The sequence below is a fragment of the Streptomyces yokosukanensis genome, assembly GCF_001514035.1.
Taxonomy (GTDB): domain Bacteria; phylum Actinomycetota; class Actinomycetes; order Streptomycetales; family Streptomycetaceae; genus Streptomyces; species Streptomyces yokosukanensis.
Genome location: NZ_KQ948208.1, coordinates 194,404 through 220,066 on the forward strand (window position 1 = coordinate 194,404; position 25,663 = coordinate 220,066).

Annotated in this window: 29 protein-coding genes and 3 tRNA genes; 26 read left to right on the top strand and 6 right to left on the bottom strand. The window is 71.9% G+C overall.

Annotated elements, in window-relative coordinates:
* Window positions 1-32 precede the first annotated feature (32 nt).
* The 12 genes from AQI95_RS07405 to AQI95_RS07460 all read left to right on the top strand — a co-directional run bounded on the left by AQI95_RS07405 (window position 33) and on the right by AQI95_RS07460 (window position 11,635).
* Window positions 33-452, top strand: coding sequence for an NADH-quinone oxidoreductase subunit A (locus tag AQI95_RS07405; protein ID WP_067119325.1), 420 nt, complete (start codon window positions 33-35; stop codon window positions 450-452).
* Window positions 443-1,117: an NADH-quinone oxidoreductase subunit B gene (locus AQI95_RS07410; protein ID WP_067119328.1), complete on the top strand. Its 675-nt coding sequence runs from the start codon at window positions 443-445 to the stop codon at window positions 1,115-1,117. Before AQI95_RS07405 ends, AQI95_RS07410 begins: the two co-directional genes overlap by 10 nt.
* Window positions 1,114-2,427, top strand: a complete 1,314-nt coding sequence (locus AQI95_RS07415) for an NADH-quinone oxidoreductase subunit C (protein WP_067119331.1) — start codon at window positions 1,114-1,116, stop codon at window positions 2,425-2,427. Before AQI95_RS07410 ends, AQI95_RS07415 begins: the two co-directional genes overlap by 4 nt.
* The gene (locus AQI95_RS07420) at window positions 2,424-3,392 is read left to right on the top strand and encodes a complex I subunit 1/NuoH family protein (protein WP_067119333.1); all 969 of its coding nucleotides are present in this window, start codon (window positions 2,424-2,426) and stop codon (window positions 3,390-3,392) included. Before AQI95_RS07415 ends, AQI95_RS07420 begins: the two co-directional genes overlap by 4 nt.
* A gap of 80 nt (window positions 3,393-3,472) precedes the next feature.
* Complete coding sequence (locus AQI95_RS07425; protein ID WP_067120381.1) at window positions 3,473-3,967, top strand: 4Fe-4S binding protein; 495 nt, start codon at window positions 3,473-3,475, stop codon at window positions 3,965-3,967.
* Window positions 3,964-4,650 carry an NADH-quinone oxidoreductase subunit J family protein gene (locus tag AQI95_RS07430; protein ID WP_067119341.1) on the top strand — a complete coding sequence of 229 codons (687 nt, stop codon included), beginning with the start codon at window positions 3,964-3,966 and terminating at the stop codon, window positions 4,648-4,650. The genes AQI95_RS07425 and AQI95_RS07430 overlap by 4 nt, the downstream gene beginning before the upstream one ends.
* On the top strand, window positions 4,650-5,024 hold the full coding sequence (nuoK, locus tag AQI95_RS07435; protein ID WP_067119343.1) for an NADH-quinone oxidoreductase subunit NuoK: 375 nt from the start codon (window positions 4,650-4,652) through the stop codon (window positions 5,022-5,024). Before AQI95_RS07430 ends, nuoK begins: the two co-directional genes overlap by 1 nt.
* On the top strand, window positions 5,021-7,042 hold the full coding sequence (locus AQI95_RS07440; RefSeq protein WP_067119346.1) for an NADH-quinone oxidoreductase subunit 5 family protein: 2,022 nt from the start codon (window positions 5,021-5,023) through the stop codon (window positions 7,040-7,042). The genes nuoK and AQI95_RS07440 overlap by 4 nt, the downstream gene beginning before the upstream one ends.
* Window positions 7,043-7,048: 6 nt before the next feature.
* The gene (locus tag AQI95_RS07445) at window positions 7,049-8,623 is read left to right on the top strand and encodes an NADH-quinone oxidoreductase subunit M (protein ID WP_067119349.1); all 1,575 of its coding nucleotides are present in this window, start codon (window positions 7,049-7,051) and stop codon (window positions 8,621-8,623) included.
* Window positions 8,620-10,137 carry an NADH-quinone oxidoreductase subunit N gene (locus AQI95_RS07450; RefSeq protein ID WP_067119355.1) on the top strand — a complete coding sequence of 506 codons (1,518 nt, stop codon included), beginning with the start codon at window positions 8,620-8,622 and terminating at the stop codon, window positions 10,135-10,137. Before AQI95_RS07445 ends, AQI95_RS07450 begins: the two co-directional genes overlap by 4 nt.
* Before the next feature lie 245 nt (window positions 10,138-10,382).
* Window positions 10,383-11,246, top strand: coding sequence for a zinc metalloprotease HtpX (htpX, locus tag AQI95_RS07455; RefSeq protein WP_067119357.1), 864 nt, complete (start codon window positions 10,383-10,385; stop codon window positions 11,244-11,246).
* Complete coding sequence (locus AQI95_RS07460; protein WP_067119358.1) at window positions 11,243-11,635, top strand: YccF domain-containing protein; 393 nt, start codon at window positions 11,243-11,245, stop codon at window positions 11,633-11,635. The genes htpX and AQI95_RS07460 overlap by 4 nt, the downstream gene beginning before the upstream one ends.
* 64 nt (window positions 11,636-11,699) lie before the next feature.
* On the opposite strand, the gene AQI95_RS07465 is transcribed toward AQI95_RS07460, so the two are convergent.
* The gene (locus tag AQI95_RS07465; RefSeq protein WP_067119361.1) at window positions 11,700-12,950 is read right to left on the bottom strand and encodes an APC family permease; all 1,251 of its coding nucleotides are present in this window, start codon (window positions 12,948-12,950) and stop codon (window positions 11,700-11,702) included.
* 154 nt (window positions 12,951-13,104) lie between these two features.
* Between AQI95_RS07465 and AQI95_RS07470 the strand changes: the two genes are divergently transcribed.
* Window positions 13,105-13,371 (top strand): GlsB/YeaQ/YmgE family stress response membrane protein, encoded by a 267-nt coding sequence (locus AQI95_RS07470; protein ID WP_067119364.1) that lies wholly within the window; start codon window positions 13,105-13,107, stop codon window positions 13,369-13,371.
* A 95-nt stretch (window positions 13,372-13,466) separates the two neighbouring features.
* On the opposite strand, the gene AQI95_RS07475 is transcribed toward AQI95_RS07470, so the two are convergent.
* Window positions 13,467-13,955, bottom strand: coding sequence for a YajQ family cyclic di-GMP-binding protein (locus AQI95_RS07475; RefSeq protein WP_067119367.1), 489 nt, complete (start codon window positions 13,953-13,955; stop codon window positions 13,467-13,469).
* A 225-nt stretch (window positions 13,956-14,180) separates the two neighbouring features.
* Here AQI95_RS07475 and AQI95_RS07480 point away from each other — a divergent pair.
* Window positions 14,181-14,262, top strand: a tRNA-Tyr gene (locus AQI95_RS07480).
* 108 nt (window positions 14,263-14,370) lie between these two features.
* Here the strand turns inward: AQI95_RS07480 and AQI95_RS07485 are convergent.
* A complete protein-coding gene (locus AQI95_RS07485) occupies window positions 14,371-14,853 on the bottom strand; it encodes a carboxymuconolactone decarboxylase family protein (RefSeq protein WP_067119370.1) in 483 nt (160 codons plus the stop codon).
* Window positions 14,854-15,112: 259 nt separating this feature from the next.
* On the opposite strand from AQI95_RS07485, the gene AQI95_RS07490 reads away from it, so the two are divergent.
* A complete protein-coding gene (locus AQI95_RS07490) occupies window positions 15,113-15,337 on the top strand; it encodes a hypothetical protein (RefSeq protein WP_208614098.1) in 225 nt (74 codons plus the stop codon).
* 41 nt (window positions 15,338-15,378) lie between these two features.
* Window positions 15,379-15,591: a hypothetical protein gene (locus tag AQI95_RS44595; RefSeq protein ID WP_079071119.1), complete on the top strand. Its 213-nt coding sequence runs from the start codon at window positions 15,379-15,381 to the stop codon at window positions 15,589-15,591.
* A gap of 122 nt (window positions 15,592-15,713) precedes the next feature.
* On the opposite strand, the gene AQI95_RS07495 is transcribed toward AQI95_RS44595, so the two are convergent.
* On the bottom strand, window positions 15,714-16,370 hold the full coding sequence (locus AQI95_RS07495; protein WP_067120384.1) for an SDR family oxidoreductase: 657 nt from the start codon (window positions 16,368-16,370) through the stop codon (window positions 15,714-15,716).
* Between the two features lie 340 nt (window positions 16,371-16,710).
* Window positions 16,711-17,976 (bottom strand): amidohydrolase family protein, encoded by a 1,266-nt coding sequence (locus tag AQI95_RS07500; protein ID WP_067119373.1) that lies wholly within the window; start codon window positions 17,974-17,976, stop codon window positions 16,711-16,713.
* Between the two features lie 534 nt (window positions 17,977-18,510).
* On the opposite strand from AQI95_RS07500, the gene AQI95_RS07505 reads away from it, so the two are divergent.
* The 9 genes from AQI95_RS07505 to AQI95_RS07540 all read left to right on the top strand — a co-directional run bounded on the left by AQI95_RS07505 (window position 18,511) and on the right by AQI95_RS07540 (window position 24,172).
* Window positions 18,511-18,583, top strand: a tRNA-Thr gene (locus AQI95_RS07505).
* 46 nt (window positions 18,584-18,629) lie between these two features.
* A tRNA-Met gene (locus AQI95_RS07510) sits at window positions 18,630-18,702 on the top strand.
* Window positions 18,703-18,792: 90 nt separating this feature from the next.
* Window positions 18,793-18,957, top strand: a complete 165-nt coding sequence (gene rpmG, locus AQI95_RS44600) for a 50S ribosomal protein L33 (RefSeq protein ID WP_003948671.1) — start codon at window positions 18,793-18,795, stop codon at window positions 18,955-18,957.
* Window positions 18,958-19,151: 194 nt separating this feature from the next.
* Window positions 19,152-19,604 (top strand): MaoC family dehydratase N-terminal domain-containing protein, encoded by a 453-nt coding sequence (locus AQI95_RS07515; protein ID WP_067119377.1) that lies wholly within the window; start codon window positions 19,152-19,154, stop codon window positions 19,602-19,604.
* Window positions 19,605-19,611: 7 nt separating this feature from the next.
* The gene (locus tag AQI95_RS07520; protein ID WP_067119380.1) at window positions 19,612-20,040 is read left to right on the top strand and encodes a MaoC family dehydratase; all 429 of its coding nucleotides are present in this window, start codon (window positions 19,612-19,614) and stop codon (window positions 20,038-20,040) included.
* A gap of 147 nt (window positions 20,041-20,187) precedes the next feature.
* Window positions 20,188-20,757 carry a TetR/AcrR family transcriptional regulator gene (locus AQI95_RS07525; RefSeq protein ID WP_208614099.1) on the top strand — a complete coding sequence of 190 codons (570 nt, stop codon included), beginning with the start codon at window positions 20,188-20,190 and terminating at the stop codon, window positions 20,755-20,757.
* A gap of 84 nt (window positions 20,758-20,841) precedes the next feature.
* A complete protein-coding gene (locus tag AQI95_RS07530; protein WP_079071120.1) occupies window positions 20,842-22,326 on the top strand; it encodes a DHA2 family efflux MFS transporter permease subunit in 1,485 nt (494 codons plus the stop codon).
* 28 nt (window positions 22,327-22,354) lie between these two features.
* The gene (locus AQI95_RS07535) at window positions 22,355-22,738 is read left to right on the top strand and encodes a DUF3291 domain-containing protein (RefSeq protein WP_067119383.1); all 384 of its coding nucleotides are present in this window, start codon (window positions 22,355-22,357) and stop codon (window positions 22,736-22,738) included.
* Between the two features lie 378 nt (window positions 22,739-23,116).
* Window positions 23,117-24,172 (top strand): UDP-N-acetylmuramate dehydrogenase, encoded by a 1,056-nt coding sequence (locus AQI95_RS07540; RefSeq protein ID WP_067119386.1) that lies wholly within the window; start codon window positions 23,117-23,119, stop codon window positions 24,170-24,172.
* Between the two features lie 104 nt (window positions 24,173-24,276).
* On the opposite strand, the gene AQI95_RS07545 is transcribed toward AQI95_RS07540, so the two are convergent.
* Complete coding sequence (locus tag AQI95_RS07545) at window positions 24,277-24,909, bottom strand: NAD(P)-dependent oxidoreductase (RefSeq protein WP_067119387.1); 633 nt, start codon at window positions 24,907-24,909, stop codon at window positions 24,277-24,279.
* A gap of 104 nt (window positions 24,910-25,013) precedes the next feature.
* Here AQI95_RS07545 and AQI95_RS07550 point away from each other — a divergent pair, with 104 nt between their 5' ends.
* On the top strand, window positions 25,014-25,625 hold the full coding sequence (locus AQI95_RS07550) for a TetR/AcrR family transcriptional regulator (RefSeq protein WP_067119388.1): 612 nt from the start codon (window positions 25,014-25,016) through the stop codon (window positions 25,623-25,625).
* Window positions 25,626-25,663 lie beyond the last annotated feature (38 nt).

Below are 25,663 nucleotides of genomic sequence, written 5' to 3' on the forward strand. Positions count from 1 at the left end.
GGGATCACGAGGTCAGAGAGCGAGGTCGGACGGTGCGGGAGACGTTGGGGGACTCGACGGCCACAGCGGCGCATGCCATCGCGGCCGGCTACTTCCGGTCGTACTCGGTGGTGGGCCTGCTCGCCCTCGTCGGCGTGCTGTTCGTCGCGGTGGCCTTCGGCGCCGGCCGGCTGCTGCGCCCGATCGTGCCGACCCCCGAGAAACTCCTGACGTACGAGTGCGGTGTCGACCCCGTCGGCGAGGGCTGGGCCCACACCCAGGTCCGCTACTACGTCTACGCCTTCCTGTACGTGATCTTCGCGGTCGACTCGATCTTCCTGTTCCCCTGGGCGACGGTCTTCGCCGCCCCCGGCTACGGCGCGACCACGCTGGTGGAGATGTTCGTCTTCCTCGGCTTCCTCGCCGTGGGCCTGCTGTACGCATACAAGAAGGGCGTCCTGGCATGGACGTGAACCCGGACCCCGTCCACCTGCCGGAGCCGAAGAAGCTGGGCGCGCTGGCCAGGCTCGCCCCCGAGCCGATGAAGGTGGTCCTGAACTGGGGCCGCCGGTACTCGCTCTGGGTCTTCAACTTCGGCCTCGCCTGCTGCGCGATCGAGTTCATCGCCGCGTCGATGGCCCGCCACGACTTCATCCGCCTCGGCGTGATCCCGTTCGCGCCCGGACCCCGTCAGGCCGACCTGATGGTGGTGTCGGGCACGGTGACGGACAAGATGGCCCCGGCCGTGAAGCGCCTGTACGAGCAGATGCCCGAGCCGAAGTACGTCATCTCCTTCGGCGCCTGCTCCAACTGCGGCGGCCCCTACTGGGACTCGTACTCCGTCACCAAGGGCGTCGACCAGATCATCCCGGTGGACGTGTACGTCCCCGGCTGCCCGCCGCGCCCCGAGGCCCTGCTGCAGGGCATCCTCAAGCTCCAGGAGAAGATCGCCCGAGAGTCGCTCGGGGAGCGCTACGGCACCGGGCCCGCCCGGCCGTCGGCAGCCGCCCTGACCAGCGACCTGGTGCAGCCCCCGGCCCCGACCCCGGCTTCGGCTCCTCCTTCGTCTCCGGCGCCGGGTTCGGCTTCGGGCTCTGCTTCGGGTTCTGCTGCGGGCGGGGAGGGGGACCCCCGATGAGTACCGTCGGCTGGCTGCCCGCCCCGGTCGAGGACCTCTTCGGCACGGACGCCACGGCCGAGGAGTCGTACGACCTCCTGACCGTGGACGTCACCCCGTCCTCCTGGCTCACCGCCCTGGAGACGGCCCGTACGACCCTGGGCTGCACCTACTTCGACTGGCTGAGCGCGGTCGACGAACCGGGCACGGGCTTTCGCGTCTCGGCCCACGTCGTCGCCCTGCACCCGGTCCGCCGTCTCCTCGTCCGCACGACCGTCCCGCACGACGCGCCGACGCTGCCCTCCGCCGTCGGCGTCTACGCGGGCGCCGCCTGGCACGAGCGCGAGACCCACGAGATGTTCGGCGTCCGCTTCGAGGGCCACCCGTCGCTGGAGCACCTCCTTCTCCCCGAGAACTTCGAGGGGCACCCGCTGCGCAAGGACTTCGTCCTCGCCGCCCGCGTCGCCAAGGCCTGGCCCGGCGCGAAGGAGCCCGGCGAATCGGAACACGGTGGCCCCAAGCGCCGGCAGATGCTGCCCCCGGGCGTGCCCGACCCCAACGAGTGGGGCCCCCTCAAGGGCCAGCTCCCGCCCGCCCCGGCCCGCCCGGCGCGGGGTGCGGCGGCGGCCCGCGCGGCCGGGGAGCGCCCGGCCCGTGCCGCCGGGGAGCGCCCGGTACGACGCGCCCGTACGGCGGCGGAAGGCTCCGCGAGCCAGGCGCCACAGCAACCCACACCGACCGAGCCGACCGACGAGGCTGTCGCGGGTGCGGCGGGAGTTCCGGGTGCTGGCGCCGCCGGTAGTGGTGCTGGTACCGGTACGGGTGCGGCTGCCCGTCCGCGTCGGACGAGAAGCGCGAGCCAGGGCTCGGTGAGCCAGACGGCGGCGGGTGGCGAGGACGCCGTCGGCCAGGCGGCGGAAGGCTCTGCGGACGCGGCCTCCCCGGCGCCCACGCCCGGCCCGGCACCGGCACGTGCGCGGCGCGCGCGCAGTGCCTCGGAGGGCTCGGCCTCGCAGCGGCCGGGGCCTCAGGAGCCGACGTCGGCCGAACCGACGGCACAAGCTCCGGCCGAGCCCACGGCGCAGCCTCCGGCCGAACCGACGGCGCAGCCTCCGGCCGAACCGACCGCACCGGACAGTGCGGCCCGCCCCGCCCGCCGGAGCACGGCCCCACGCAGCTCGGACGCGCCGTGGCACCACGCCCGCCCGGCCTTCGACGAGTCGACGGAATCCGAGCGGACCGTGCAGCAACCCAACGAGCCCGCCACCGGCGCCGACCGCACCGACACGCCTGAAACCCCCGACGACGACCCCACAGGAGGCCCGCAGTGAACGACGCGCTGGACGTCGCCCTGCGACTCCTCGTCGTGTTCGTCGTCTTCCTCACCTTCCCGCTGATCGTCGGCCAGACCGAGCACAAGGTGATGGCCCATATGCAGGGCCGCCTCGGCCCGATGTACGCGGGCGGCTTCCACGGCTGGGCCCAGCTCATCGCGGACGGCGTGAAGTTCGCGCAGAAGGAGGACGTGGTCCCGGCCGGCGCCGACCGCCGCGTCTTCCAACTCGCCCCCGCCGTCGCCCTGCTGCCGTACCTCCTCGTCCTGCTCGCCATCCCGATCGGCCCGAGCGAGGGCGCCGTCGGCCAGGTCCTCGACGCGGGCGTGTTCTTCGTGCTCGCCGTGATGGGCGTCGGCGTGCTCGGCTCGCTCATGGCCGGCTGGGCCAGCGCGAACAAGTTCTCCCTGCTCGGCGGCCTGCGCACGGCCGCTCAGCTGCTCGCCTACGAACTCCCGATGCTGCTCGCCGCGGCCTCGGTCGCCATGGCCGCCGGCACCGTCTCCCTGCCGGGCATCCTGCACGCCTTCCACTGGTGGTGGGTGCCCTGGCAGATCGTCGGCGCCGTCGTCTTCTTCGTCGCCGGACTCGCCGAACTGCAGCGCCCGCCGTTCGACATGCCCGTCGCCGACTCGGAGATCATCTTCGGCGCGTACACCGAGTACACAGGTCTGCGTTTCGCCCTGTTCCTGCTCTCCGAGTACGCCGGCATCGTCGTCCTGTGCGGCCTGACCACCGTCCTCTTCCTGGGCGGCTGGCACGGTCCCTGGGGCGCCGACGGCCTCGGCTGGGTCTGGACCCTGCTGAAGGCCGCGATCCTCGCCTTCGTCGTCATCTGGCTCCGCGTCACCTATCCGCGGCTGCGCGAGGACCAGCTCCAGAAGCTCTCCTGGACCCTCCTCGTCCCCCTCTCCCTCGCCCAGATCGCCCTCACCGGCATCGTCAAGGTGGTGATCTCCTAGTGGCCGAGCCACTCCCGCCCACCCGGCCCCGCTTCCCCGGCAGCGGCCTGGCCAAGGGCCTGGCCGTCACCCTGCGCACGATGACCCGGAAGTCGGTCACCGAGCAGTACCCGGACGCCCAGCCCGAACTGCCGCCCCGCACCCGCGGTGTGATCGGCCTGTTCGAGGAGAACTGCACCGTCTGCATGCTCTGCGCCCGCGAGTGCCCGGACTGGTGCATCTACATCGACTCCCACAAGGAGACCGTCCCGCCCGCCGCCCCCGGCGGCCGTGAGCGCAGCCGCAACGTCCTCGACCGGTTCGCCATCGACTTCTCCCTGTGCATGTACTGCGGTATCTGCATCGAGGTCTGTCCTTTCGACGCGCTGTTCTGGTCCCCGGAGTTCGAGTACGCCGAGACCGACATCCACGACCTCACCCACGAGCGGGACAAGCTCCGCGAGTGGATGTGGACCGTCCCGGCCCCACCCGCCCTGGACCCCGCCGCCGAGGAGCCCAAGGAGATCGCCGCCGCCCGCAAGACCGCCGAGAAACTGGCGGCCGCGCAGGCCGAACCGCAGGAGGGCGACTCATGAGACTCGCCTCGTCCCTGAACCCGGCCGCGGCCCAGCACGGCTTCCTGTCCCCGACCGGCGTCGAGATCGCCTTCCTCCTCGTCGGCCTGGTCACCTTCGGCGCGGCACTGGTCACCGTCACGACCCGCCAGCTGGTGCACGCGGCCCTGTGGCTCGTGGTCGCGCTCGGTGGCCTCGCCGTGGAGTACCTGCTGCTCACGGCCGAGTTCATCGCCTGGGTCCAGGTCCTGATCTACGTCGGTTCCGTCGTCGTCCTCCTCCTGTTCGGTCTGATGCTCACCAAGGCGCCCATCGGCCGCTCCCCGGACGCCGACTCCGGCAACCGCTGGGCCGCCCTGACCGTCGCGGTCGCCGCCGCCGTCGCCCTGGTGTGGGTGGTCGTCGACGCCTTCCGCGCCACCTGGATCGACCTGGACGGCCCGCCCGCCGGCACCACCCGGGTCACCGGCGAGAGCCTCTTCCGGCACTGGGTCCTGCCCTTCGAGGCCCTCTCCGTCCTCCTCCTCGCGGCCCTGGTCGGCGCGATCGTGCTGTCCCGCAAGGCGACGGCGGACGCGGATGCCTCCGGCCCCACGGCCGGGCCCACGGCCGGCGCGGCGGCCGGGCCCGGCGCGACCTCCGGCCCGAAGGCCACCGCGGACACCCCCGTGGCCCGTCCCGGCGAGAAGGAAGGCGCCCGCTGATGCACCTCGCCTATCCCGCCGTCCTCTCCGCCCTCCTCTTCTGCACCGGCCTGTACGGCGTCCTCGCCCGCCGCAACGCGATCCTGGTCCTGATGTCGGTCGAGCTGATGCTCAACGCCGTCAACCTCAACCTGGTCGCCTTCGACGTCTGGCTCAGCCGGGCCGCGCAGGAGACCCTGCACTCCGGTCAGGCCCTGACCCTGTTCACCATCGCCATCGCCGCCGCCGAGATCGGCATCGGCCTGGCGATCGTGCTCGCCGTCTACCGCAACCGCGGCACCTCCGACATCGACAAGCTCCGCGACACCGCCGAGGGCCCCGAGACCGGCGGCCCCGACTCCTCCGAGGCGGAGAAGGCTGAGGCCACCGCGTGACCACGACCGCCCTCGCCGCCCTCGTCCCCCTCCTGCCGTTCCTGGGTGCCGCGGCCGGACTGCTGCTCGGCCGCACCGCGCCCGGGTTCGTCCGCCCGCTCGCCGTGCTGCCGCCGCTGGCCTCGCTCGTCCTGGCCGCGCTGGTCGCCGTACGCCAGGGCGGCGGCCAGGCCGTCGACGCCCACACCGAGCTGACGCCCACCGGCTCGGTCCCGATCGAGCTGGCCCTGCACATCGACGGCTTCGCCGCGCTCGTCGCGATCCTGGTCGCGTTCGTCGCGACCTGCGTGCAGATCTACTCGACGGGCTATCTGCGGGACGACCCGCGCTACCCCTCCTACGCCGCCCTCGTCTCCCTGTTCACCTCCGCGATGCTCCTGGTCGTCTACTCCGGCGACCTGATCGTGCTGCTGGTCGGCTGGGAAGTCATGGGCATCTGCTCCTACTTCCTGGTCGGCCACTACTGGGAGACCCCCGAGGCCCGCGCCGCCTCACTGAAGGCCTTCCTCGTCACCAAGCTCGGTGACGTGCCGTTCCTCATCGGCCTGTTCGCGCTGGCCACCGACGCCGGGTCCTTCCGCGTCACCCGCGTCCTCGGCGCCGTCGCGAGCGGCGACCTGCACCACCCGACGCTGATCGCCCTGCTGCTCCTCGCGGGCGTCGCGGGCAAGTCGGCGCAGTTCCCGCTGCACACCTGGCTCCCGGACGCGATGGCGGGCCCGACGCCCGTCTCGGCGCTGATCCACGCCGCGACGATGGTCGCCGCCGGTGTCTACTTCATCGCCCGTCTCCTTCCCGTCTTCGAGGCCTCCTCGGCCGCGATGGTGGTGCTCGCCGTGATGGCCGCCGTGACCATGACGGGCTCCGGTCTCGCAGCGCTCGCCCAGGACGACATCAAGCGCGTCCTCGCCTACTCGACGATCGGTCAGCTCGGCTACATGACCGGCGCCCTCGCCGTCGGCGACCGCGGCGCCGCCGTCTTCCACCTCCTCTCGCACGGCGCCTTCAAGGCGCTGCTCTTCCTCGCGGCCGGCGTGATCATCCACGCCGCCGGCACCAACTCGCTGGCCGCCATGTCCCGCATGCGCGGCCTGCGCGACCGCGTCCCGGACGCCTACTGGACGATGACCGTGGCGCTCCTCGCGCTCGCCGCGATCCCGCCGTTCAGCGGCTTCTTCTCCAAGGAGTCCGTCCTGGGCGCCGCCGAGCACGTCGTCACGGGGAGCACCGACCACGCGCCCGGCGCCGCCGGCTGGATCGTCCTCGTCGCAGGCCTGTTCACCGCCCTGCTCACCGCTGCCTACGCGACCCGGCTGTGGCTGCTGGCCTTCCGCGGCCGGGGTGCCGAGGCCCCCGACCACGGTCGCCAGCCGCTGACGATGACCGTGGTGCTCTGGGTCCTCGCCGTGCCGTCCCTCGCCTTCGGCGGGCTCGCCTACCGCTCGCTGCCCGGCTGGTTCGACGGCCGCGATCTGACCCCGACCCTGCTCACCTCCATCCTCAGCACGGGCCTCGCCCTGGTCGGGGGGCTGCTCGCCTACGGCGCCTGGCAGCGCACCAGCGCACTGTCCGCCCGCGTCCCGGCGGCGCCCGCGCCCTCCTTCGAGTGGGAGCGCCTCCAGGGCGAGGCCGCCGCGCACCCGGAGGGTGACGCCAGCCTGGTCGAGGCCCACGCCCTCGCCGGCCACGGGCCGGCCTACCGCGACCTCGTCCGCACGGCCGACCCCGGCCGGCTGCTGCTCGGCCCGCTGTACCGGCCCGCGGCCGCCGGCTTCCACCTGGACGCCGTGTACGCGGCGCTGTTCGTCCGCCCCGTCCAGGCCGCGGCGAGTCTCGTCCGCTTCCTCGACAGCGCGGTCGTCGACACCTACGTACGCGGCGCGGCGGCCCTGCCCCGGCTGCTCGGGGCCGCCGTACGGCGGGCGCAGACCGGCAATGTGCAGACCTATGTGAGCGCGCTGCTCGCCGGCACCGTCGTCCTGGCGGTCGCCGTCGTCCTCGTCGCCGCGGGAGCGTGAGCAGACGTGATCGATATCAACGAGTCCGTGATGCAGTTCCTTCTGGCATTCGTCGTCGTCGGCCCGCTCCTCGGCGCCGTCGCCGCTCTCCTGCCCGCCCCGCCCGGGCTGAAGGGGAAGTCGCCCGAGCAGGCCGTGCTGCGGCACGGCGTGACCGTGACCGGCGCGATCCTCATCGCCGCGATCGCCCTCGCGCTCGGCTTCGACCACGCCCATCCGTCGAAGATGCAGGCCACGACCGACATCAGCTGGATCCCCGCACTCGATGTGCGGATCCACCTCGGCATCGACGGCATCTCCCTCCCCCTTCTGGTCCTGACCGCGCTCCTGACCTTCCTCTGCGCGCTGTACTCCTACTTCAAGCCGCCCGCGGGCGGCTCCCCGAAGGCGTTCGTCGCGCTGCTGCTCCTGCTCGAGTCCGGTACCCTCGCGACCTTCGCCGTCCTCGACCTGCTGCTGTTCTTCCTCGCGTTCGAGATGGTGCTCATCCCGATGTACTTCCTCATCGCCCGCTGGGGCGGCGAGGGTCGGACCCGGGCCGCGTGGAAGTTCATCCTGTTCACGCTGCTCGGCTCCGTCGTCATGCTGCTCGGCCTGCTCCTGATCGGAATCAAGGCGGGCACGTTCGACATGGTGGCACTCGCCACTGACAACGGCCGGTCGCTGACCTCATCCGTGCAGGTCATCGCCGTTCTGGCGATCGGGATCGGGCTCGCGGTGAAGGCGCCGATGTGGCCGCTGCACAGTTGGCTGCCCGACGCCCACACCGCCGCGCCGACCGTCGGCTCGGTCCTGCTGGCCGGCGTTCTGCTGAAGATGGGTACGTACGGGTTCGTCCGGATTCTGCTGCCGATCGCCCCTCACGGCTTCCACACCTTCGCGCCGTACCTCGCCGCGTTCGCCGTGGTCGGGATCATCTACGGATCCCTGGCCTGCCTGGCCCTGGCCAAGCGGGGCGCGAAGGGCGACCTCAAGCGGCTGATCGCCTACTCCTCCGTCGGCCACATGGGCTTCGTCCTGCTCGGCATCGCCACCATGACCCCGACCGGCGTCAACGGCGCCCTGTTCGCCAACATCGCCCACGGACTCATCACCGGCCTCCTGTTCTTCCTGGTCGGCGCATTGAAGGACCGCACCGGCACCAGCGACCTCGACACTCTCGCCGAGGAGACCGGCGCCGCCCTGTACGGCAAGGCTCCGCGTCTCGGCGGGCTGCTCGCCTTCGGTGCCGTCGCCTCACTCGGTCTGCCCGGCCTCGCCGGGTTCTGGGGCGAGATGCTGGCCCTGTTCGGCGCCTTCAAGCCCGCCGCCGACCTCAGCCGGCCCGCATTCCTCACCTTCATGGCGATCGGCGCCTTCGGCACCCTGCTGACGGCCGCGTACATGCTGATCGTGGTCCGCCGCGTCTGCATGGGCGGCGTCGAGCAGGAGGCCCCGAAGCTCGCCGACGTCCACGGCTACGAATTCGCCGCCTGGACCCCGCTCGTCGCCCTCACCGTCCTCGCCGGACTGTGGCCGAGGGCGCTGCTCGGCCTGACCGACCCGGCCGTGCACCAGCTCCTCGCAGGAGGCACCCGATGAGCGCCCAGCCCCTCGCCGAGTCGCTCGTGCAGTCCGTCGACTGGCTCGCCGTCGCCCCGCCGACCATCGCCGCCGCGGTGGGGCTCGTCGTCCTGGTCGCCGACCTGTTCCTGCCCGAGGCCCGCAAGGCCGTCCTGGGCTGGATCTCGGTCGCCGGCCTCGCCGCGGCCGCACTGATGCTCCTGCCCCTCCTGGACGGCGACCGCAGCACCTTCTGCGTGAACGGCGCCACGCGCGCGTGCAGCTACACCGCCGACCACTTCACGCTCGTCATCCAGTACCTCGTCCTCGGCGGCGCCCTGCTCGCAGCCCTGCTGTCCGTCACGAACCTCAAGGACGACGAGCGGCGCGTCCCGCCGGGCGAGTTCTGGTTCCTGCTGCTGTCCTCCGCGGCCGGCGCCGCGCTGCTGCCCGCCTCCCGCGACCTGGCCACCCTGATCGTCGCCCTGGAGGTCGCCTCCCTGCCCGCCTTCGCCCTCGTCGGCATCCGGCACGGCGACAAGCGGTCCTCCGAGGCCGCCCTGAAGTTCTTCCTGTCCTCGGTGACCGCCACCGCGGTCAGCCTGATGGGCATCAGCTTCGTCTACGCCTCCACCGGCACGCTCTACCTCACCCAGGTGGCCCAGCGTCTTGCACACGTCGACAGCCAGCTGCACACGCTGGCTCAGACAGGTGTCGTCCTCACCCTGATCGGCTTCGCCTTCAAGACGGCCGCCGTCCCCTTCCACTTCTGGGTGCCCGACACCTACGTCGGCGCGCCGCTGCCCGTCGCCGCCTACCTGTCGGTCGTCGGCAAGGCGGTCGGCTTCTCCGGCCTGATCCTCGTCACCGTCGTCGCGTTCCCCTCGTACGCCGATGTCTGGGGGCCCGCGCTCGCCGCGCTGGCCGCTCTCACCATGACCGTCGGCAACGTCGGCGCCCTGCGCCAGGAGGCCACGCGCGCGTACAGCGCCGTACGGCTGCTCGCCTGGTCCTCCGTCGGCCAGGCCGGCTATCTGCTGGTGCCGATCGCCGCCGCCGGCTACGCCAAGGACCCGCAGAAGGCGATCGGCTCCACGGTGGCCTACGCGCTGATGTACGCCGCCGTGAACCTCGGTGCGTTCACGGTGGCCGCCCTGGTGGGCCGCAACCGGACCCTCAACCGGATCAGCGACTACCGGGGCCTGTACACGACCAACCCGCTCGCCGCGCTTCTGCTGGCGTTCTTCCTGCTGTGCCTGGCCGGGCTGCCGCCGGGGATCATCGGGCTGTTCGCCAAGGTCACCGTGTTCTCGGCGGCCGTCGACGCGGGCCTCGGATGGCTCGCCGTCGTCATGGCCGTCAATGTGGTGATCGCCCTCTTCTACTACCTGCAGTGGACGGCGCTGCTGTTCCGCGCCCCCGAGGGCGAGACCGCCCGCCACCGCGTCCCGGCCCCTCTCACGGCCGCCCTCGCCCTCACCGGCGTACTCGGTGTCGCCCTGTCCGGAGCACCCCAGCTGGTCCTCCGCTTCGCGGCCACCGGTCTGTTCTGAGCCTGATCCGCCAAGGCCACCGGGCCGTTCCCGACGCACGCCGGACCGCCGAGGAAAGCCGGCCCGCGCGCGTGGCGCATCCGTGCCGTCACGCGCGCGGGCACGCGAACGAGCACGTCACCCGTACGGCCGACCGGTGCCCACGCAGCCGACAGGGAACTCGTGACCGCCGCCTGGCGTTGTCACAAGTGGGAGGGTCCACTGGACCAAAGTGTTCCCCAGCTGCACGATTTGGAGGGCGCACGGTGCACCGCCGGCACAACGGGCTCAGGACCGCAGTACTCCTCGGGGGACTGTCCGCACTCATCATCGTCATCGGCAGCTTCTTCGGCCGCACCGGACTCGTCGTCGCGGTCCTGGTAGCGCTCGGTACGAACGCGTACGCGTACTGGAACAGCGACAAGCTGGCGCTCCGCGCGATGCGCGCCCGCCCGGTCAGCGAGTTCGAGGCCCCGGCGCTCTACCGGATGGTCCGCGAGCTGTCGACGCAGGCCCGCCAGCCCATGCCCCGGCTGTACATCTCGCCCACAGAGGCCCCCAACGCCTTCGCCACGGGCCGCAACCCCCGCAACGCGGCCGTGTGCTGCACCGAGGGCATCCTGCGCCTGCTGGACGAGCGCGAGCTGCGCGGCGTCATCGGCCATGAGCTGAGCCATGTCTACAACCGGGACATCCTCATCTCCTCGGTCGCCGGCGCCCTCGCCTCGGTGATCATGTTCCTCGTGAACTTCGCCTGGCTGATCCCGATCGGCCGCTCGGACGACGACGACGGCCCCGGCCTGCTCGGCATGCTCCTGATCATGATCCTCGGGCCGCTCGCCGCCACCCTCATCCAGCTGGCGGTCAGCCGCTCCCGCGAGTACGAGGCGGACGCCTCCGGCGCCCAGCTCACCGGCGACCCGCTGGCCCTCGCCAGTGCCCTGCGCAAGCTGGAGGCGGGCACCCAGCAGCTTCCGCTCCCGCCCGAGCCCCGGATCGAGACCGCCAGCCACATGATGATCGCGAACCCCTTCCGCGCGGGCCAAGGACTGACGAAGATGTTCTCCACACACCCGCCGATGGCGGATCGCATCGCCCGGCTAGAGAAGATGGCAGGACGCACCCGGTGAAGACCATCCTGAACGTCATTTGGCTCGTCCTGAGCGGCTTCTGGCTGTTCCTCGGCTATCTGTTCGCCGGTGTCCTGCTCTGCATCACCGTCATCGGCATCCCGTTCGGCATAGCGGCCTTCCGCATCGGCCTCTACGCCCTGTGGCCCTTCGGGTACACCACGGTCGAGCGCCGGGACGCCGGAGCAGCCTCCTGCGTCGGCAACGTCCTGTGGCTGATCCTGGCCGGCTGGTGGCTGGCGCTCGCCCACATCGTCACCGGCATCGCCCTGTGCATCACGATCATCGGCATCCCGTTCGGCATCGCCAACTTCAAGCTGATCCCGGTCTCCCTGCTGCCGCTGGGCCGCGAAATCGTCCCCACGGACCAGCCGTTCGCGTCCCGCTGAGCACTCCGGCGGGACGCCGGGCCGCACCGGTGGCGCGGACGGTCCCAGCCGCGCTGACGGCACGTCACTCGCCGCGGCGTCGCGCCCGTAGCCGTACGCCATAGGCCGCGACGCCCACCGCCAGCACTGCGGCCCCTACGGCCACCGAGGCGGTGGGCAGCGCGAACGCCAGCACGGCGCAGCCCAGGAGGCCCACCACGGGCACTGCACGGGCCGACGGAGCCGGACTCAGCGTCCACGCGGAAGCGTTGGCGACGGCGTAGTAGGCGAGCACCCCGAACGAGGAGAAGCCGATCGCGCCGCGCACGTCCACCGTCGCGGCCAGCACGGCGACCACCGCGCCCACGGCCAGCTCGGCCCGGTGCGGCACCCGGAAGCGGGGGTGCACGGCCGCGAGCGCCCCCGGCAGATGCCCGTCCCGGGCCATGGCGAGCGTCGTACGGGACACGCCGAGGATCAGCGCCAGCAGCGAACCGAGGGCCGCCACCGCCGCCCCGGCCCGCACCACGGGCACGAGCCCCGGAGCACCGGCCGCCCGTACCGCGTCGGCCAGCGGAGCCGCCGTGTGCCCGAGCCGGTCCGCGCCGAGGACGCCCAGCACCGCGACGGCCACGCACGCGTACACCACGAGTGCGATCCCCAGGGCCAGCGGGATCGCGCGCGGAATCGTGCGCGCCGGATCACGCACCTCCTCCCCGAGGGTCGCGATCCGCGCGTACCCGGCGAACGCGAAGAACAGCAGTCCCGCGGCCTGGAGCACCCCGCCGGCGCCCGACGACAGCCCGACGTCCAGTCGCCCGGCGTTGGCCCGTCCGGAGGCCAGGCACACGACCACCACGGCCGCGAGAACGGCCAGCACCACCGCCACGATCACGCGCGTCAGCCAGGCCGACTTCTGCACACCGCCGTAGTTCACGGCTGTCAGGGCCACCACGGCCGCGACCGCCACCGTGTGCGCCTGCCCCGGCCAGACGTACGCGCCCACGGTGAGCGCCATGGCCGCGCAGGACGCCGTCTTGCCGACCACGAAGGCCCAGCCCGCGAGATACCCCCAGAAAGGGCCCAGCCGCTCCCGCCCGAACACGTACGTCCCGCCGGAGGCCGGATGGCGGGCCGCGAGACGCGCCGAGGACATGGCATTGCAGTAGGCCACCACGGCCGCGAGCGCCAGCCCGGGCAGCAGCCCCGTCCCGGCCGCACGCGCGGCCGGTCCCAGAGCCGAGAAGACACCGGCCCCCACCATCGATCCGAGGCCTACGACCACGGCGTCCCGTACGCCCAGGGTGCGGCGCAGTTCGGTACCGGAAGGCGTCATGCGCCGCACCCTACTGAGCGCGGCAACCATGTGGTGGATCCGTGGCGTCCTCTCCACCGACACAGCACGAACACGCGCGCGTGGGCGGCAGGTCCTCACCGGATTCTCAGCGGCCAAGCAGTGCGGACACAGCACGGAAGGGCAGGTTCACGGCATGAGCATCATCGCTTGGATCATCCTGGGACTGCTGGCCGGAGCCATCGCCAAGCTTCTCCTACCGGGCCGCGACCCCGGTGGCTTCATCGGCACGACCCTCATCGGCGTAGCGGGAGCTTTCATCGGCGGCTGGATCTCCGCGCGTTGGCTGCACCACCCGGTCACCAAGAGCTTCTACGACGGCGCCACCTGGGCCGCGGCCATCGGCGGCTCCCTGGTGCTGCTGATCGTCTATCGCATCCTGTTCGGCAACTCGCGGGACTGAGCGCGGCGCCGGCAGCGCACAAGGGTGGGCACCGCTCGGGGGTGCCCACCCTTCGTGCCTCTCGGCATACCTCTTGCCGATGTCCTGCCGGTCTCTTACCGGTAGTTCACGAACTGCAGCGCGAAGTCGAAGTCCTTGCCCTTGAGCAGCGCGATCACGGCCTGCAGATCGTCACGGCTCTTGGAGGAGACGCGCAGCTCGTCGCCCTGGACCTGGGCCTTCACGGCCTTCGGGCCCTCGTCGCGGATGATCTTCGCCACCTTCTTCGCGTTCTCCTGGGAGATGCCCTCCTGGATCGACGCGAAGATCTTGTGCTCCTTGCCGGAAAGCTGCGGTTCGCCCGCGTCCAGCGCCTTCAGCGAGATACCGCGCTTGATCAGCTTGGACTCGAAGACGTCGAGGACGGCCTTGACCCGCTCCTCGGAGTTCGCACGCATCTCGATCTTCTCGCCGGACCAGGCGATCGAGGCACCCACGCCCTTGAAGTCGTAGCGCTGCGAGATCTCCTTGGCGGCCTGGTTGAGGGCGTTGTCGACCTCCTGCCGCTCGACCTTCGAGACGATGTCGAAACTGGAGTCGGCCATGTCCTGTGGCTCCTTGTATCGGGGTGCGAATCGGGTGCGTGCCGGCGTGCGCGGCGGCGGCTGCCGGGTCCGGCATACGCCGGGCCGCATCCGCACCAGCCTAGCCACCCCACGAGCCAAGGGGTGGAGATCAACCGGGTGGCGAAGCACCCCTGTGTATCGGGTATCGTTTACGACGTCGCCAGGAAGCGCCGCCCCAAAGCGGTCCGGTCTGGTGGCCAACCCGGCGGTGTGCCCGAGCGGCCAAAGGGAGCAGACTGTAAATCTGCCGGCTTCGCCTTCCCAGGTTCGAATCCTGGCGCCGCCACACGGGAACGAGAGCCCCGTGATCTGTGAGAACAGATCACGGGGCTCTCGTCGTTGGTTGTCGTCCCGCACGGCCGGTCGAGTGCACCGGCCGTGCGGGACGGAACCGTCAGTGGAACTTGGCGGCCATACCGGCCTCGTAGTCGCCGGCGGGCTGCTGGGTGATGACGTTTCCGCGGTTGAAGGCGTTGATGACTGCGATCTGGGTCACCAGGTCGGCGAGCTGGTCCTCGTCGTAGTGCTTGGCCGCGTTCGCCCAGACCTCGTCCGGGACGCCGCCGGCCGCGTCCGCGATACGGGTGCCCTGCTCGGCCAGTTCCAGGGCGGCGCGCTCGGCGTCGGTGAAGACCTTGGCCTCCCGCCAGGCGGCGACCAGGTGGAGGCGTACGGCGGTCTCCCCGGCCGCGGTCGCTTCCTTGGTGTGCATGTCGATGCATCCGGCGCAGCCGTTGATCTGGCTGGCGCGGAGCATCACCAGTTCGCGTGTCGAGGCCGGCACGGTGGATTCCGAGAGGGCCATTCCCGCGGCGATGATGTGCTTCATCGCCTTGGCGGCGACCGGGCTGGCCATGACGTTCAGACGAGCTTCCACGGTGTGCTCCTGCGTCGTTGTTCGATGTCCGATGGCTTCGCCCTCTTGGACAGAACAGCCGCGCACGCTGTGACAGCGGTCGGTGTGACCTGCGTCTCAGTGATGGAAGTGGTCGGCGGCGCCGCCTGGCGGCAGGCGTGCTCGCCGAAGGGGGAGCCCCCACATGCCCGTTGTGCCGCCCCGGTGCCACGCCGGGGGCTCCGGAACGACCGGCCCGGGTCCGGGTGCGGGTCGGGGCGGTTCGGACGATGCTGGAGCCATGGCCGGGAAGCGACCCATCGTCGTGCATCTGCCGTCCTCGACCGGCGGCCGCCGGGTGCGGGTGGACGGCGAGATCCTCGGCCTGGCGCACAGCGTGCGGGACCTCGTGGAGTTCCTGCGGCGCGCGGGGCTGGAGATCGAGCCGGAGCAGGTCGCCGACTCCCCGCTGATCGACTGGCGCGGGGTGGGCCCCGACCGCTGGGAAGCCGAGACCCGCACCTGACGCGGTGTCGCCGCCGTCTCGACTGCGGGCACACTGGCGGCATGTCCTCCCGACGCAGAACCTGTCCCGTGTGCCGCCGCGACATCGCCGTCGTCGCGGGCCGCTTCGCGCGACACGACCCGCCCGGGGCGCGGGAGAGCGGAGAACTCGTCTCCTGCGCCGGATCGCGCCGACAGGCACAACTCGGGGCGATCCAGCCAGCGTTGGACGGATACGCCGTACCGGAGTTTCCCGGGCAGCTGCCGCTGTTCTGAATGACGGAGGGGCGAGGGAGGACGGGCCGGGGAGGCCGGGCGACGGGATCCGGCGGGGCGCCAACGGGCGGTGCTGGAGGCCTTGATGGTGCCATCGACCGTTCAACGGCCGGTGGCACTCCTCAGTTCCCGGCCACCGACTTCACCGCGACCGACACCGGGGTCGATCCGCTGATCAGCTCCAGCGTCAGGCCGGTCGTCGCCGGGGTGTCGACCAATTCCGCGAGGACGGCCGCCACATCGTCCCGAGGGATCGCCCCGCGCCCGGTGTGCGCCTCCAGGCGGACCAGGCCTTTGCCCGCGTCGTCCGTGAGCGAGCCGGGGCGCAGGATCGTCCAGTCCAGAGCCTCCTGGCGGGTGACGTACACGTCCGCCTCGCCCTTGGCCCGCAGGTACGCGTCGAAGACGTCGTCGCCCTGATGCGCGGGATCGGCGCCCATCGAGGACACGACCACGAAGCGACGCACGCCCGCGCGGACAGCCGCGTCCGCGAACAGCACCGCCGCACCCCTGTCCACCGTCTCCTTGCGGCCCACACCACTGCCCGGGCCCGCACCGGCCGCGAAGACCGCCGCGTCGGCGCCCTGGAGGTGCGCCGCGACCGCCTCCACCGAGGCGGACTCCAGGTCGAGCAGGACCGGTTCGGCACCGGCCGCCCGCAGATCGTCACCCTGCTCCGCCTTGCGGATGATCCCCGCGACCTCATCTCCGCGCGCGGAGAGCAGGCGCTCGAGCCGCAGCGCGATCTGACCATGACCACCAGCGATGACAATGCGCATGAATCCGACCGTACGCCGGAAGGGGCGCATTCGCCGCACGAGTTCACTGGCATGGCCGGAGCGCGCCGGGCTCACTCGTGCGGGTACGCGCCCGGCGTGCGCAGACATGCGCGGGGCGCGCGCTCTGGATCGCGTGCTCGGCGCATGAGCACTGCTACGCGCCCCGCGTGCGAACGCATACATGATCCGGTGCGCGGACGCCGCTGTGAGCCCGGCGCGCGGGCGAGGTGCGAGCCCAGCGCGGTGAGAAGGGCGCACGCCGGGTGTGTGTCAGTGGAGGTGCGCCTGGCGCGCACCTCCGGTCATGCGCCCAGCGCGCGCCACCGACACCCCGGCTCTCTCACGACAACTCGCCGCGTCCCTGGCGCGGCAGCCCGAGTTCCACCGTGGCCGCCGAGTTGCAGTACTCCCGCACCGCGCTCGTGCGCGCCACCACCCGGCCCCGGTGGACCACGATCCGGCTGTAGGCGAGGGACAGGGCGCCGGCCAGGCGGTCGCCGCGCACGGCCAGGAGGTCGGCGGGGAAGCCCGCTTCCACGCGTACCTCCGGCAGGCCCAACACCCTGCGGGCCGAGGCGCTCACGGCCTCGTAGGCATCCTCCGGGCGCAGTCCGTGGGCGGACGCGAGGAGATAGGCCGCCTCCAGGGGGTCTCCGCGGCCGACGGGGTTGGAGGCGTCGCGCAGGGCGCCGCTGCCGGCCGCCACGCGCACCCCGGCCGCGCGCAGCAGCCGTACCGGAGCGGCGCCCCGGCGGTCGGCGCCGCAACAGCCGCCCTGAGGCAGACACACGACCGTCACGCCGGCCGCGGCGAGCTGGTCCACGGCACGTGACGCGGCCTCGGAGGGCAGGCGCGCGAGACCGGCGCACGGTCCGATCGTCACGCCGGGGCGCAAACCGCCAGCCATGGCCGCGAGCCGGGACAACCGGGCCGGGTCGGAGGCGTCCGTGTGCAGGTCCACCGGGCAGCCGTGTTCGGAGGCCACCTCCAGGACGGCTTCGACGTAGCCCGTGGGATCGGGGTCCAGGTCGGGGCAGCCGCCGACCACGGAGGCGCCCATCTTGACCGCGTCGCGCAGCATCGCCAGCCCGTCCGCCCCCGCCGCGCCGGTCAGCAGCCGTGGCATCGCCACCGTCGTCAGCTCGGCGAGCCCCCGCAGCGAGCGCCGGGCGTGCAGAACGGCGCCCAGCGCGCCGAGTCCCTGGACGTCGCCCACGCGCACGTGCGCGCGTACGGCGGTCGCTCCGTGCCCGAGCTGCAGCAGAGCCGCCTCCGTGGCCCGGCGCTGGACGTCGTCCGGGGCGTACGACACCGGGCCGGGCTGTTCGGCGGACAGCGCGGTGTCACCGTGGCCGTGCGGTTCGGCCGGGGCCGGCAGGAGCAGGTAGCCGCTCAGGTCCACGCGCGTGGCGCCCGTCCGGGCCGGACCGGGCGCCAGACTCCCGGCCGTGCCCACCGCCTCGATGCGTCCGCCGCCCAGCCGTACGTCCACGGTCCGGCCGTCGGTGAGCCGCGCTCCGCACAACAGCAGGGCGGCCGGGTCGGACTGTCCCGAGGATCCCGATGAGTTCGACGGCGGGTGGGGCTGCGGCTGGCTGTCGGGCATCGCGCTCCAGGGTCGGTACTGGGGGCTCGGGGCGGGCCCGCCTGACGGATCGGGGCGCGTGCGCCCCAAGATCATGCAGATCGGGTCGAGCCTAGGCTGGCGAGCCGCGCAGGACGCGCAGGAGCGCAATAGTCGTACCGGTGTGGTCCGCCCTTGGTGGCACGCATGTCGCCCATCCGTGCGGCCCCGGCGAGCCTCGACGGAGCCCCCTGCGTCGCGCCGGCCTGCTTCCACGACGCCCCCTGCGTCGCTCCGGTGCGCCGCCACGGCGCCCACCCGCGCGGGGTTCCTGCTCGCGGAGGACGCCCACCCGCATGGCGGCCGCCGCCCGCCTCGCTACGCCCGCCCGCGTGGCGCCCGCCCTTCCCGTGACGTCCACGCGCGTGCCGAGCGTCGGGCGTCTTCCTCCGCGCCTTCCCTCACCCCTCACTGCGGCTCATGAGGCCGCTGCGGGGGACGGGATGAGGGGTGCGGAGGGCGGCCGGATACGGATTTGGGTGAACGGCGGCGGACCGTGTAATGTCTTCATCGCTCGCCCCAATAGCTCAGTCGGCAGAGCGTCTCCATGGTAAGGAGAAGGTCAACGGTTCGATTCCGTTTTGGGGCTCTGGTGCGTGAGGTTTCCGTCGAAAGGCGGGGTCTGATCGCATCGTAGCGGTGTAGCTCAGTCGGTAGAGCAAGCGGCTCATAATCGCTGTGTCACCGGTTCAAGTCCGGTCACCGCTACTGACAGTAGCCGATTGCGGGGTCGGTCCTTCGATCGGCTACTCTTTCTTGCGTTGAATTAGCCCATCCGTTCGTCTTAGGAGCACTCACGTGGCTGCCACCGACGTCCGCCCGAAGATCACGCTGGCCTGCGTGGAGTGCAAGGAGCGGAACTACATCACCAAGAAGAACCGGCGTAACAACCCGGATCGCCTTGAGATGAAGAAGCACTGCCCGCGTTGCAACGCGCATACTGCGCACCGCGAAACGCGATAAACAGGCTCGTACACGAGGCCGTCCCCTTCCGAGGGGGCGGCCTCGTGTCGTTTCACCTGCTCACCCATGATCGATTCCCCCGTTGATCGATCACCGGCACACCCGCTGGGCGGCCACCCGTCCCCCCGCGCAATTCCCGGCTGGGTTCGGGCTAATTTGGGGCAATCACAGCAGACACCAGGAGGTGCCGGGCCATGGCGCTCGACCAGTCCTTCGTTGGACGGACCTACCCGCCCACCGCGCCCTACGAGGTGGGCCGGGAGAAGATCCGCGAGTTCGCCGAGGCGGTGGGTGAGACCAACCCGGTGTACACGGACCCCGAGGTGGCGAAGACGTTCGGTCACCCCGATGTGATCGCCCCGCCGACCTTCGTGTTCTCCATCACCTTCCGGGCCGCGGGACAGGTCGTCGAGGACCCGCAACTCGGCCTCGACTACAGCCGCGTGGTGCACGGCGACCAGAAGTTCGCCTACCGCCGCCCTGTGCGCGCCGGTGACCGGCTCACGGTCACCTCCACCATCGACGCGATCAAGTCCCTCGCGGGCAACGACATCCTGGACATCCGCGGTGAGGTGCACGACGAGGCGGGCGAGCACGTCGTGACCGCCTGGACGAAGCTCGTGGCCCGCGCGGCCGAGGGGGCGTGAGGATCTGATGACGGCGAACATCGCGTACGACGACGTCGAGGTCGGCACCGAACTGCCGGCGCAGACCTTCCCCGTGACCCGTGCCACGCTCGTGCGGTACGCGGGCGCCTCCGGGGACTTCAACCCGATCCACTGGAACGAGAAGTTCGCCAAGGAGGTGGGTCTGCCGGACGTCATCGCGCACGGCATGTTCACCATGGCCGAGGCGATCCGCGTGGTCACCGACTGGACCGGGGACCCGGGCGCGGTCGTGGAGTACGGCGTCCGCTTCACCAAGCCCGTCGTCGTGCCCAACGACGACCAGGGCGCCCTGATCGAGGTCAGCGGCAAGGTCGCGGCCAAGCTGGACGACAACACCGTGCGCGTGGATCTGACGGCTACCAGCGCCGGCCAGAAGGTGCTGGGCATGTCCCGGGCGGTCGTACGACTGGCCTGACGGGGCGCGCGAAGGGCTGCGGCAAGCGGTGCCGAGCCAAGAAGTGCTGATGTAAGGGGCGTCCTCCCTAGAGAGGCGCCCCTTACGCGTGTCCGCGCCCCAGCGCGCCTCTTGCCAAATTAGTGATTGAGCACTAACTTTCTCCGCATGGTCAGGATGAGCGCAGAAGAGCGACGCGAGAGCGTCATCCGCGCGGCGATCGCCGAGTTCGCGCAGAGGGGCTTCTACGGCACTTCCACGGAGGCGATCGCAGCCCGCGTGGGCGTCTCGCAGCCGTACCTCTTCCGGCTCTTCGCGGGCAAGAAGGCGATCTTCGCCGAGGCGGCGCTCCGGTGCGTGGAGGACACCCGCCGGGTCTTCGAGGAGGCGACCGAGGGGCTGCAGGGCGAGGAGGCTCTGTATGCCATGGCGAACGCCTATGTGCGGCTGATCACGGAGCGGCCCGAGAACCTCCAGATGCAGATGCAGACGTACATCACGGTCGCGGCCGCCGAGGCGGAGGGCGACCACGAGTTCGGAGAGGCCGTGCGGGCGGCCTGGATGAAGCTCTGGGACACGGTTCACCTGCCGCTGGGAGCCGACGACGGCGAGACCACGACCTTCCTGGCGTACGGAATGCTCATCAACACCCTCGCCGCCATGGGATTCCCGCCCGAACACCGGGTCTGGCAGGGGATGTATCCGTCGGCCCGGACCACCGGGCGGCTGGAGAAGTAGCGAATCGAGGCGGTGTTCCCGCCTCTTTCCTGTCCGCAGAAGTTAGTCATCAATAACTAACTAGAAGTGCTCTCTGGGGGAGAGATGTCGGAACAGAACGCACAGCACAGCGCGCGGCGCGGAGGCGCCGCGTGGGCTCTCGTCATCACCAGCGTCGCCGGGTTCATGGCGGCCCTCGACAACCTCGTCGTCACCACCGCCCTGCCCTCCATCCGCAAGGACCTCGGCGGCGCGCTGGACGACCTCGAGTGGACCGTGAGCGCCTACACGCTCACCTTCGCCGTCCTGCTGATGTTCGGCGCCGCGCTCGGTGACCGCTTCGGACGCCGCCGGCTCTTCATAGCCGGGCTGACCGTCTTCACCGGTGCCTCCGCCGCGGCGGCCATGGCACCCGGCATCGGCTCGCTGATCGCCGCCCGCGCGGTCCAAGGCGTCGGCGCGGCCGTGATGATGCCGCTCACGCTGACCCTGCTGACGGCGGCCGTGCCCGCCGCCAGGCGCGGGACCGTGTACGGCATCTGGGGCGCCGTCAACGGGCTCGCCGTCGCCTCCGGACCGCTCATCGGCGGCAGCCTCACCGAGCATGTCTCCTGGCACTGGATCTTCTGGCTGAACGTCCCGCTCGGCCTGATCGCGCTGCCGCTCGCCCGCCTGCGCCTCGCCGAGTCCTACGGCGCCGGCGCCCGGCTCGACGTCCCCGGCACCCTGCTCGCGAGCGGCGGGCTCTTCGGGATCGTCTACGGCCTGGTCCGCGGGCCCGCCGACGGCTGGACCGACATCCTGGTGCTCACCGCGCTGTTCTCCGGCGCCGCGCTGCTCTTCGGCTTCATCCTGTACAGCTCCCGCGCGGCAGCCCCCATGCTGCCGATGAGGCTGTTCCGGTCCCGCGCCTTCTCCGGGATCAACGCGGCCAGCCTGCTCATGTTCGTCGGCATGTTCGGCTCGATCTTCCTGCTCAGCCAGTACATGCAGGGCGTGCTCGGCAACTCGCCCACCGAGGCGGGCCTGAGGATGCTTCCCTGGACCGGCATGCCGATGCTCGTCGCGCCGGTCGCCGGCATCCTCTCCGACCGCATCGGCGGCCGGCCGGTCGTCGCCGCGGGCCTGTTCCTGCAGGCCGTCGGACTCGGCTACATGGCCGTCGTGGCCACCGTGGACGCCTCCTACGCCGTCCAGCTGCCCGCCCTGATCATCAGCGGGATCGGCATGGCCCTCTACTTCGCCCCGGCCGCCAACCTCGTGATGTCCAGCGTCCGCCCGCAGGAGCAGGGCATCGCCTCCGGCGCCAACAACGCACTGCGCGAGGTGGGCGGTGCGCTCGGCATCGCGGTCATGTCGTCGATCTTCTCCGCACAGGGCGGCTACGAGAGCGCGCAGAGCTTCGTGGACGGCCTGCGGCCCGCCCTGGTCACCGGCTCGGCGGTGGTCGCCCTCGCCGCGGTCGCGGCCCTGGTGATCCCGGCCCGGCGGAGCGCCGCCCGGGCCGGCGCGGGGGAGGAGCAGGCATCCGGCCACGCCCTGGAAGCCGGCGCCCCGGAGGCCGCCGCTCTGGAAGCCTCGGTCCGTTGATCCGGAACCCCGCCGCAGGGAGCCTGTGATGCCCGTTCTTCCCTGGGTCGTGCCGACCGCTCCGCCGCGGGACACCGAGGTGTACGTCTTCGCCTCGCGCTTCGAGACCCGCACTCTGTGGGGCGCCCTGTGCTTCCTCGCCCGTACCCCTGGGGTGTGGCGCCAGATCGCCCGCGCGCGCGGTGCCTACGGCGCCACGCTCAAGGCACAGCCTCTGCGGCGGACCTTCTGGACGCTGTCGGCCTGGGAGTCCGCCGACGCTCTGAAGGCCTTCGCGCACTCCGGCGCCCACCGGCCGACCTCCCGCGCCCTGGCCCCCCAGATGCGCGACGCCTCCTTCGCCACCTGGCGGACCGCCGGCGACCGGTTGCCGCCGAGTTGGGCGGAGGCCGAGCAGCGGCTGAAGCAGTAGCCCGCCGGACAGCGGTGTGCCCCACCTCGCCGCACGCGCGCGTGGTCCCGTCACCAGGCCACGCGCGCGTGCGTCCGCGCGTACGGCGCCGGAGGGCGGGCGCGGAACGGGCAGGCGCGGGCGATGGGCATGTGAGGCCGACACCGATCGCGCGTGCGCGCGGCCGACACCGGATCCGCGGTGCCCGCCTGCGCCACGCGCGCGTGCGGCCGAGCCGGATCCCCTGGGGCCGTACCCGGTGGGCATAGCGGCGTGCCCGTGCCCGTACCCCGTAGGCGCCCCCGAAACCGATCGGCGCACGACGTGCCGTGGCCGACACCGTTCCGTGGCACCCGCGTGGGTGCGGTGCTGTCGGAGCCGTCTCGTAGTCTTGGGCCCGTGCAGGTACTCCACGACGCCCCTCTTGCCCCGCTGACCACCTTCCGGCTGGGCGGTCCCGCGACGCGTCTGGTCACCGCGGTGACCGACGCCGAGGTGATCGCCGCCGTCCGTGAGGCCGACGACAGCGGGACGCCGCTGCTGGTCATCGGCGGCGGATCGAACCTGGTCATCGGCGACAAGGGCTTCGAAGGCACCGCCGTGCGCATCGCCACGCGCGGTGTCGAGTTGCGCGGCACGACGCTGGAGCTGGCGGCGGGCGAGGTGTGGACGGACGCCGTCGCCCGCACGGTCGAGGCCGGGCTCGCCGGGATCGAGTGCCTGGCCGGCATCCCCGGATCCGCGGGCGCCACCCCGATCCAGAACGTGGGCGCCTACGGCCAGGAGATCTCCTCCACCCTCACCGAGGTCGTCGCCTACGACCGGCGCACCGGCGAGACCGTCACGCTGACGAACGAGGAGTGCGCCTTCTCGTACCGCCACAGCCGCTTCAAGGCGGACCCCGAGCGCCATGTCGTGCTGCGCGTCCGTTTCGAGCTGGAGGACGCGGGCGGGCTGTCCGCGCCCGTCAAGTACGCCGAGGCGGCCCGCGCGCTCGGCGTGGAGCCGGGCGACCGGGTGCCGCTCGCCGACGCCCGCGCGACCGTGCTGAAGCTGCGTGCCGGGAAGGGCATGGTCCTCGACCCCGAGGACCACGACACCTGGTCGGCCGGGTCCTTCTTCACCAACCCGATCCTCACCGACGAGCAGTTCGCCGCGTTCCACGCGCGCGTGCGCGAGCGGCTGGGCGACGGCGCCGAGCCGCCCGCCTACCCGGCGGGGGAGGGCCGTACGAAGACGTCCGCGGCCTGGCTGATCGACAAGGCGGGCTTCACCAAGGGCTACGGCGCCGGACCGGCCCGCATCTCCACCAAGCACACCCTCGCCCTCACCAACCGGGGCGAGGCCACCACCGAGGACCTGCTGGCGCTGGCCCGCGAGGTGGTCGCCGGTGTCCGCGAGGCCTTCGGGGTCACGCTCGTCAACGAGCCGGTGACGGTGGGCGTCGACCTGTAGGACCCCGTGGGGGAAGCCGAGCCCGCAGAGCCCGTGGGGGCGGGTGCGCAGGGCCGGGCGGGGTCCGGCCTCGGCAGCCGCCCGATCCGCCGGACAGGCCCCGGCTAGTACGCGACTCCCACGCCCTGCTTCACCGTGCCCTGGTCGTCGACCATCGCCAGCATCGCGTGCGCGACGTCCGCGCGGGCGATGAAGCGGCCCTTGCGCGGGAAGCCCCCGACGACGCTTCGGTAGCGGCCGGTGAGCGGCTTGTCCTGCAGGCGCGGCGGCCGTACGGAGGTCCAGTCCGTGCTGCTGCGGGCCAACTCGGCTTCCATCCCGCGCAGGTCCGTGTAGACGTCCTTCAGCACGGCCGACACCACGCCGAGCACGGCGCGGTCCAGGGGGCCGTCGCCCTCGGGAGCGGGACCGACGGGAGCGGCGCTGACCACGACCAGCCGTCGTACGCCCTCCGCCTCCATGGCGCGCAGGACCGTACCGGTCAGCCGGGTGGCGACCCCGGCGTCCTTGCGGCTGCGCGCGCCCAGCCCGGACAGGACCGCGTCCCGGCCCCGGACGGCGGCGCGCAGGTCCTCGGGGTCGGTCAGGTCGGCGCGGAACACCTCCAGCGCCTCGCCCGTGACGGCGAGCCGGGCCGGATCGCGGACCACCGCCGTCACCCGGTGGCCGGCGCCGAGCGCCTGACGCACGATCTCCCGGCCGATGCCGCCGGTGGCGCCGAAAACGGTGAGGTTCATGAATGCTCCCGTGCTCGGGACTGGTGGGTGAGTATTCACTCACCCCTGTCTGCTTCTAGAGTGGGTAAGCACTCACCCACTCGTCAAGCCCGATTGGACGTCCCATGGAGCCGAAGCCGGCGCGTGTCCGCATCCTCGACGCCGCCCACGAGCTGATGCTCACCGTCGGACTCGCCCGCGCCACCACCAAGGAGATCGCCCGCGCGGCCGGCTGCTCCGAAGCGGCCCTCTACAAGTACTTCGACAGCAAGGAAGAGCTGTTCGTGCGGGTGCTCACCGAGCGCCTGCCGCGCCTCACCCCGCTGCTGGGCAGCCTCGCCGCGGAACCCGGACAGGGCACCCTCGCGGGCAACCTCACCGAGATCGCCCGCGAGGCGGCCCTCTTCTACGAGCAGAGCTTCCCGATCGCCGCCTCCCTGTACGCCGAGGCGCAGCTCAAGAAGCGGCACTACGAGGCCCTCCACAAGCTCGGTGCCGGCCCGCACCGGCCCCTGCGGGACCTCGACGCCTACCTCCGGGCCGAACAGGCCGCCGGTCGCGTCCGCGCAGACGCCGACACCTACGCGGCCGCCTCGCTGCTGCTGGGCGCCTGCGCGCAGCGCGCGTTCGCCTACGACGCGATCGACGCGGGGGAACGGCCGCCGGCGGACGAGTTCGCCGCACGGCTCGCGAAGACGCTGCTGGGCGGAATCTCCGTTGCACAGCCTCCCGCGTGACCTTCAGGCTGGGGGCATGACGAACATCCCGGGGATCC